General features: G+C 67.0%; 7 protein-coding genes and 1 pseudogene (1 of these 8 cut by a window edge). 1 reads left to right on the top strand and 7 read right to left on the bottom strand.

The features are described from left to right. The 7 genes and pseudogenes from E6J58_13570 to E6J58_13540 form a co-directional block, all read right to left on the bottom strand. Positions 1–98, bottom strand: a pseudogene (locus tag E6J58_13570) (Fe-S assembly protein IscX); it reaches 88 nt to the left of the window's first position. 9 nt (positions 99–107) lie between these two features. After that, positions 108–488 carry a 2Fe-2S iron-sulfur cluster binding domain-containing protein gene (locus E6J58_13565; protein TMB36740.1) on the bottom strand — a complete coding sequence of 127 codons (381 nt, stop codon included), beginning with the start codon at positions 486–488 and terminating at the stop codon, positions 108–110. Further along, positions 488–2,407: a Fe-S protein assembly chaperone HscA gene (gene hscA / locus E6J58_13560; GenBank protein ID TMB36739.1), complete on the bottom strand. Its 1,920-nt coding sequence runs from the start codon at positions 2,405–2,407 to the stop codon at positions 488–490. The genes E6J58_13565 and hscA overlap by 1 nt, the downstream gene beginning before the upstream one ends. Next, positions 2,407–3,000, bottom strand: coding sequence for a Fe-S protein assembly co-chaperone HscB (gene hscB, locus E6J58_13555; GenBank protein TMB36738.1), 594 nt, complete (start codon positions 2,998–3,000; stop codon positions 2,407–2,409). Before hscB ends, hscA begins: the two co-directional genes overlap by 1 nt. Before the next feature lie 6 nt (positions 3,001–3,006). After that, positions 3,007–3,348: an iron-sulfur cluster assembly accessory protein gene (locus tag E6J58_13550; protein TMB36737.1), complete on the bottom strand. Its 342-nt coding sequence runs from the start codon at positions 3,346–3,348 to the stop codon at positions 3,007–3,009. Continuing rightward, positions 3,341–3,772: a Fe-S cluster assembly scaffold IscU gene (gene iscU, locus E6J58_13545; GenBank protein TMB36736.1), complete on the bottom strand. Its 432-nt coding sequence runs from the start codon at positions 3,770–3,772 to the stop codon at positions 3,341–3,343. Before iscU ends, E6J58_13550 begins: the two co-directional genes overlap by 8 nt. Positions 3,773–3,782: 10 nt before the next feature. Beyond that, entirely contained in the window at positions 3,783–4,994 is a 1,212-nt protein-coding gene (locus E6J58_13540; GenBank protein TMB36813.1) for an IscS subfamily cysteine desulfurase, read from the bottom strand. A gap of 75 nt (positions 4,995–5,069) precedes the next feature. Here E6J58_13540 and E6J58_13535 point away from each other — a divergent pair, with 75 nt between their 5' ends. Beyond that, entirely contained in the window at positions 5,070–6,440 is a 1,371-nt protein-coding gene (locus tag E6J58_13535; protein TMB36735.1) for a DUF255 domain-containing protein, read from the top strand. Positions 6,441–6,506: the final 66 nt, after the last annotated feature.

Below are 6,506 nucleotides of genomic sequence, written 5' to 3'. Positions count from 1 at the left end.
TCGGTGAAGCGGATGGAGAGCGGATCCGTGTCCGGGAACTTCTCGTGCAGCGCGATGCCGATCTCCTGGACGTCGTGCCAGGTCAGCTTCTGGGCCATGTCAGATCGTCACTTGGGGGGCCAGGTTCCAGCGGCCTCCGCCTCGTGGCGCTCCTTGGGGTGCTCGTCGTACCACGTCTTCTCGGACTCTTCGGTGATCTGGTAGACGACGTCCTGGTGGTCGAGCTGCGCCTGGCAGCCGAGCCGCGAGTAGGGCTTCACGTCGTACGCCCGATCGAGCTGGTCGGCCTCGCCGTCCTCCATGTCGGAGAGCGACTCGAATCCCTTCTTCACCCAGACATGGCATGTGGAGCAGGCGCAGACCCCGCCGCAGGCGGAGCCGTGCCTGGCGCCGAGGTTCAGCGAGGCCTGGAGTAGCGACCTCCCTTCGGGGACTTCGCCTTCCGCTTCCAGCTTCCCGCGAGGGTTGTAGATCGTGACCTTCGGCATCAGTCCGTCGTTTCCTCCGCATCCCGCAGCGCGGAGTACGCCTTCTGCGCATGCGGCGAGAGCTCGCCCTGATCGAACTCGCCCACCGAATGCCCCTTCAGAGCGCGCTCGATCCCGCGATCCATCACGCGCTTGGCGAAGTCCGCGCTGACCTGATCGAGCTTCTCGACCTCGGAATGGATGGCGTTGTGATCCGTTCCCAGCGCCGCCTTCTGCACGGCCGCCATCTGCGCCTCGATCTGGCGGCGCTCCTCGGGTGCGAGCAGGTCGCCGTTCGATTCCAGCTGCTTCTCGGTGGCCTTGAGGATCCGCTGCGCCTCGACGCGGTTGTCGATCAAGAGGCGCGCCTGCACGTCCTGCTCGGCATGCTCGATGGAGGCCAGCAGCATCCGCTCGATCTCCTCGTCCGTCAGGCCGTGCGACGGCTTCACGGTGATGGTCTGCGAGACCCCGGTGAGCTGCTCGCGCGCGGTCACGGAGAGGATCCCGTCCGCATCCACCTGGAACGTGACGGCGACGCGGGCAAGGCCGGCGGGCAGGGGAGGAATGCCGGAAAGGGTGAACTTCGCCAGCGATCGGTTGTCCGGCACCAACTCGCGCTCCCCCTGCAGCACGTGGATGTCCATCCCGCTCTGGCCGTCGGCGAAGGTGGTGAATTCCTGCGTCGCGCGCACCGGGATGGTCGTGTTGCGCAGGATCAGCTTCTCCACCAGGCCGCCCATGGTCTCCAGACCGAGGGAGAGCGGAGTGACGTCGAGGAGCAGCACGTCGTGCTGCGGCGACTCCGCCGTCAACAGGTCGGCCTGCACCGCCGCGCCGAGCGCCACCACCTCGTCGGGATCGATGTCCGCCAGCGGCTCCATCCCGAACAGCTCGCGCACGTAGCGGCGCACGGCCGGCACCCGCGTGGATCCACCGACGAGGATGACGCCGTCGAGCCCCTTGCCTTCCGGCACGCCCGCGTCGCGCAATGCCCTGCGGGACGGCCCGCCGGTCTTCTCGATCAGCGGACGGATGGCGGACTCGAGCTGCGATTGGGTCACGCGCTTGCCCATGGCCTCGGTAACCTCGACCCGGGTGAGGTCTTCCTTCGCCTGCTTGGCGGCGTCGATGGCCTCGCGGATCTTGTGCGGAGTGCGCGGTTGATTGCCGAGCAGAATCTCCGCAAGCGCGCGATCGAAGTCGTCGCCGCCCAGCGCGGAATCGCCGCCCACCGCCTTGACCTCGAACACGCCCGCCTGCAGCTGGAGGATGGAGATGTCGAACGTGCCACCGCCGAGATCGTAGACGGCGAACTTTCCTTCGGAACGCTTGTCGAGGCCGTACGCGAGCGCGGCGGCGGTAGGCTCGTTGAGCAGCCGGAGCACTTCCAGCCCGGCGAGCCGCCCCGCCTCCTTCGTTGCCTGCCGCTGCGCGTCGTCGAAGTAGGCCGGAACGGTGATCACCGCCTGGTGGACCTTGATCCCGAGCCGCTCCTCGGCCCGGGTCCGCAGTGCCCGCAGGATCTCGGCGGAGACTTCGACGGGATTCACCACCCGGCCGCCGTCGACCACGAAGCGGACGACGCCGGACTCGCCTTCCGCGAACCGGTACGGGCTCAGGCGCCGCGTCTCCGGATCGGCCGACGATCGCCCCATGAACCGCTTCACGGAGACCACGGTGTCGCGCGGGAACTCCGCAGCCAGCCTCCGTGCAGCACCGCCCACGACCACGGAACCGGGACCGCCTCCCGATCCGTAATGGACCGCCGACGGCAACAGCGTGCTTCCTTCGTCGATGGCGAGCGCGTGCGGCTTCCCGTCGCCGAGCACGATGGCGATGAGGGAGTTGGTGGTGCCGAGATCGATCCCGACGGCGCCGGTGGTGCAGGCTTCCTTGGCGTGGCTTTCTCCCGGCTCGCTGATCTGGAAGAGGGCCATCAGAGCTCCACCGAGCGGCCCTCGACCTCGTCGAGATAGCGGGCGTAGTAGCGCATCCTCGCGAGGAGCTCCGCGGCGCGGGAAAGATCGCCGCCGTTCTCCACCAGCCGGCGGACGTCGAGCAGCGTCCGGTCGCGCTTCTCGCGGACGCCGGCCGCGAGCGCGTCGAGCGGCTCGCCGGACATCTTCGCCTCCAGCAGCTTCTCGCGGTCCTCCATCGTCTGCTCGAGAAACTCCGGGGACATCTTCGGGTCTCCCTGCACTCCCCGCAGAGAGAGCAGATGCTCGGCGCGGCGCACCGGGTCCTTCAGCGTCTTGTACGCTTCGTTCAAACGCGTCGTCTGCTCGAGCGAGTACCGGCGCTCTTGCGGCGTCGCGCGGGCAAACCGGTCGGGATGCAGCTTGCGGGAGAGTGCGCGGAACGTCTCGTCCAGCCCCGCGGGTTCGTCGAACGAGGGCTCGAAGCCGAGCGTCGCGAACCTGTCAGGTTGCGTTCCAGCGGCGGGAGCCGGCTGCACCTTGCCGCAGGCCGGACAAAGAGCATCCGACGCCGCGACCGCCCCGCCGCAGCTCCAGCATGTCCGGGCGCTCATGGGAACCTAGACCGTGAAGGACTCGCCGCACCCGCATTCGGACTTCACCTGCGGGTTCACGAACTTGAAGCCCTTCTGCTGGAAGGTGTCGACGAAGTCGAAAGTGGTGCCGTTCAGATAGACGAGGCTCTTCGGATCGACGTAGATCTTCGCGCCGTCCACCTCGAACAGCTGGTCCTTCGGCCGCGGCTGATCGCAGTACTCGATCACGTAGCTCATGCCCGAGCAGCCGCCGCCCTTTACGCCCAGGCGGACCCCGCTCTTGGGGTTCGTCTGCGTCCGGCGCGCCAGCTGCGCCTTGATCTGCTGAGCTGCGCGAGGCGTGACGTTGACGTGCAGCTCAGCCATCGATCCTCTTCTCCTCGGCCGGCTTCTGCTGCGGCTGCGCGGTCAAGCCCTTCTTCTTCTTCCAGTCGGCGATCGCCGCCTTGATCGCGTCCTCGGCCAGCACCGAGCAGTGGATCTTCACCGGCGGCAGCGCGAGCTCCTTGGCGATCTGCGTGTTCTTGATGGTCATCGCCTCGTCGACGGACTTGCCCTTCACCCACTCGGTGACGAGCGAGGAGGAAGCGATGGCCGAGCCGCAGCCGAAGGTCTTGAACTTGGCGTCCTCGATCTTGCCATCGTCGCTGATCTTCACCTGGAGCCGCATCACGTCGCCGCAGGCGGGCGCGCCGACGAGCCCCGTCCCCACGTTCGGGTCGTTCTTGTCCATCGTCCCGACGTTCCGCGGGTTCTCGTAGTGCTCCAAGACCTTGTCGCCGTATGCCATCAGTCTCTCCTCAGTGGGCGGCCCACTCGATCTTCGAAAGATCGATTCCTTCGTTGGCCATCTCGTAAAGGGGGCTCATCTCGCGGAGCCGCCGGACCTGCTCGACCACGTACTTGCCCACGTAGTCGACCTCGTCTTCCGTGTTGAATCTTCCGATGCCGAAGCGGATGGAAGTGTGCGCCAGATCCTCGCTCACGCCGCAGGCGCGCAGCACATAGCTTGGCTCCAGGCTGGCGCTCGTGCAGGCAGACCCCGACGAGACGGCTACGTTCTTGATCGCCATCATCAGCGCCTCGCCTTCCACGTACGCGAAGCTCACGTTGAGGTTGCCCGGCAGGCGCTCCGTCGGGTGGCCGTTCACCTCCAGGTGGTCCAGGTGGCTGAACAGGTAGTCCTGCAGCTTCTTGCGCAGCTGATAGGTGCGCTTCGTCTCCTCGGGCATGAGCTGCTGGGCGAGCTCTGCCGCCTTGCCGAAGCCGACGATGCCGGGGACGTTCAGCGTCCCGCTCCGCATGCCGCGCTCGTGGCCGCCGCCGTCGATGATCGGAGCGATGCGGACGCGCGGCTTGCGCCGCACCCAGAGCGCGCCGATGCCCTTGGGGCCGTAGATCTTGTGACCCGAGATCGAGGCCATGTCGACCTTCATCTTCTCCACGTCGAACGGCACCTTGCCGATGCCCTGCACTGCGTCGACGTGGAAGAGCACTCCCTTTTCCCTCGTGACCTCGCCGAGCTCGGCGATAGGCTGGACCGTGCCGATCTCGTTGTTCGCCAGCATCACGGAGACCAGGATGGTCTTGTCCGTGATCGCCTCGCGCAGCTGCTGCGCGGAGATCCGGCCGAACTTGTCCGTCGGCAGGTAGTTGACCTCGAAACCCTGCCGCTCGAGCCGCTTGGCGGTGTCCAGCGTCGCCTTGTGCTCGGTGCGGACGGTGATGATGTGATTGCCCTTTTCCTTGTAGAACTCAGCGGCACCCTTGAGGGCCAGGTTGATGCTCTCGGTAGCGCCCGAGGTGAAGACCAACTCCTTCTCGCTGCCGCCGATCAGCGCCGCGATCTGCTCGCGGGCCCGGTCCACCGCCTCTTCGGCCTTCCACCCGAACGAGTGGCTGCGCGAGGCCGCGTTGCCGAACTCGGTCGTGAGGTACGGCATCATCGCCTCCAGCACCCGCGGGTCGAGCGGCGTGGTGGCGTTGTTGTCCATGTAGATGGGGAGCTTGATCATGTGGTTCCTAATGTGGACTAGACTGGTCTATTATAACCCCGATCGCTGCAGGTCAAGGCAGCCACGGTTAGGATGGCGGCGATGCAGAAGTGGGTTCCCAGGCTGATTCTCGCCTTGGCGGTCGGTCTGGCGCTCCCGCTGCTGCCGGCCCTTTTGACGCACAGCGTCGGGCCGGGGGCAGACCTGTCGGGCAGGCTGGGGCTCGCTGGCGGCGTGTCGGCAATGACGTTCGCCGTGCTGTTCGTCGGCGGCGTCCTCACGAGCCTGACGCCGTGCGTCTATCCCTTGATCCCCATCACGGTGAGCATCTTCGGGGCGCGTCAGGCGGAGCACCGCGCTCGATCCGCCGCGCTGTCCGCCGCCTACGTCGCAGGAATCGCCGCGATGTTCTCGGCACTCGGCCTCTTCGCGGCGCTTTCCGGGAAGGCGTTCGGGACCGTGCTCTCTTCCCCCGCGGTGGTCGCGGTGCTGGCGGTTCTCCTGGTGGCGCTGGCGGCGAGCATGTTCGGGGCGTACGACATCGCGCTGCCCTCGGCGTTGCAGCAGAAACTCGCCGGCGTCCGGGGAACCGGCTTCGCGGGCGCCTTCGGAATGGGGCTCGTGGCAGGGATCATCGCTGCCCCGTGCACCGGTCCAGTCCTCGCTGGCGTGCTCGCTTACGTCGCGACGCAGAGAAATGCCCTGCTCGGCTTCTGGATGCTGTTCACCTATGCCATCGGCATGGGCCTGATTTTCTTCGTGCTGGGGGCGACTTCGCTGCGCCTGCCGCGATCGGGCCCTTGGATGGAGACGGTGAAGAGCGTGCTCGGCGTCGCGTTGATTGCGGCGGCGGTAGCGCTCGTGTTGCCGCTGCTACCCCGACCCGGAATGCTCCCCGCCAGCACGCGGTCCATCGCCGCCGTCGCCGGAACGCTGGCGTTCCTGGGCGTGCTCGCGGGGGCGCTCAGCTTGTCGTTTCACGGCGAATCCCGCGAGAAGGCGATGAAGCTCGGCGCGATGGTCGTCCTCCTCGGCGGCATCGGGCTGAGCTTCGGGTGGTTCGGCGAGCCTCGCAGCGAGAAGTCCTTCCGGATCCCTTGGCTGCACGACGAGAAGGTCGCGGTGCAGCAGTCACGCGCCAGCGGCAAGCCACTTCTGATCGACTTTTTCGCCGAGTGGTGCGCAGCCTGCAAGGAGCTCGACGTGCACACCTGGATGGACCCGGTAGTCGCGAAGGAGGTCGCCGAGAGGTTCGTGCCGCTGAAGATCGACGCGACCGAGGAGACCGAAGAGAACGACTCGCTGCAGAAGAAGTACGGCGTCCCGGGGCTGCCCACGGTGCTGATGATGGCATGCCGCGACGAGCGGCCGCCGGAATGTGCGGTCCCGGGAGAGGGGCCGACGCGCGTGACGGGGTTCTTGCCACCTCCCGAGATGCTCGAGCGCCTGAGGCGCGTGCAATGAGGATCGCCCTCGTTGGGCTGCTGTTCGCCGCGGCCTGCGGCCACGGCGATGCGGCGCTGCGGGAAG

The sequence above is a fragment of the Deltaproteobacteria bacterium genome, from assembly GCA_005879535.1.
Taxonomy (GTDB): Bacteria; Myxococcota; Myxococcia; order Myxococcales; family 40CM-4-68-19; genus 40CM-4-68-19.
Note: the sequence above shows the minus strand (reverse complement) of the source record. Positions and strands in the feature narration are given on the sequence as shown.